The organism is Micromonospora sp. ATA51, assembly GCF_016802855.1.
Taxonomy (GTDB): Bacteria; Actinomycetota; Actinomycetes; order Mycobacteriales; family Micromonosporaceae; genus Micromonospora; species Micromonospora sicca.
In genome coordinates, this window is sequence record NZ_JAEVHJ010000681.1 from 1 (window position 1) to 1,172 (window position 1,172).

Consider the following 1,172-nt stretch of genomic DNA (forward strand, 5'->3'; position numbering starts at 1 on the left):
CCACCCCCGCCGACGTCGCGGTGGTCGAGGGGGTGATGGGGCTGCACGACGGCGCGGTCGGCCGCGGCGCGTACGCCTCCACCGCGCACGTCGCCCGGCTGATCGACGCGCCCGTGCTGCTGGTCCTCGACACCACCGCGCAGGGCCGCAGCGCCGCCGCGCTGGTGCTCGGCATGCGCGCCTTCGACCTCGCCGTGCGGATCGGCGGAGTCATCCTCAACCGGGTCGGCTCGGCCCGGCACGAGACCCTGCTCCGCGACGCGCTCGCCGAGGTGGAGGTGCCGGTGCTGGGGGCGGTCACCCGGGCCGTCGAGGTGACCGCGCCGTCGCGGCACCTCGGGCTGGTGCCGGTCGCCGAACGGGCCCCCGAGTCCGTCGCCGTCGTCGCCGCGCTCGCCGACCTGGTGGAGTCCACCGTGGATCTCGACGCGGTGCTGGACCTGGCCCGGACCGCCCCGCCGCTGACCGTCCCGGCCTGGGACCCGGCCGGCGCCGTCGGCGGCCCCGCCGGCACCGCCCGCCCGGTCGTCGCGGTCGCCGGTGGTCCGGCCTTCACCTTCTCCTACGCCGAGACCACCGAACTGCTCACCGCGGCCGGCGCGGACGTGGTGACCGTCGACCCGCTGCGCGACCCGGCGCTGCCGGCCGCACCCGGGCCGTGGTGGTCGGCGGTGGTTTCCCCGAGGTGCACGCCGAGGCGCTCGCCGCCAACGCCGGGCTCCGCGCCGACCTGGCCGGTTTCGACGGCCCGGTCGTCGCCGAGTGCGCCGGGCTGCTCTACCTCGGCAAGGCCCTCGACGGGGTGCCGATGTGCGGGCGGCTCGACCACACCGCCCGGATGACGGGCCGGCTCACCCTCGGCTACCGCGACGCCGTCGCCGGCACCGACTCCCCGGTCCACCACGCCGGCGACCCGGTACGCGGCCACGAGTTCCACCGCACCGTCACCGACCCCGGCCACGGCGAGCGGCCCGCCTGGCGCTGGGACGGCGCCGCGCACGGCTTCGTCGCCGGCCGGGTGCACGCCTCCTACCTGCACACCCACTGGGCGGGCCACCCGCAGGCCGCCCGCCGGCTGGTCGAGGCGGCGAGCCGGTGAGCGCGCGCGATGACAGCGACGGCTACGACCTGCGCCTGTTCGGCACACAAGTCCTCGTCGTGGGCGCCACCGG

At 77.9% G+C, this 1,172-nt stretch carries 1 pseudogene; it reads left to right on the forward strand.

The annotated features are described in order from the left end of the window. Positions 1-1,099, forward strand: a pseudogene (locus JNW87_RS38930) (cobyrinate a,c-diamide synthase); the annotation flags it as partial. Positions 1,100-1,172 lie beyond the last annotated feature (73 nt).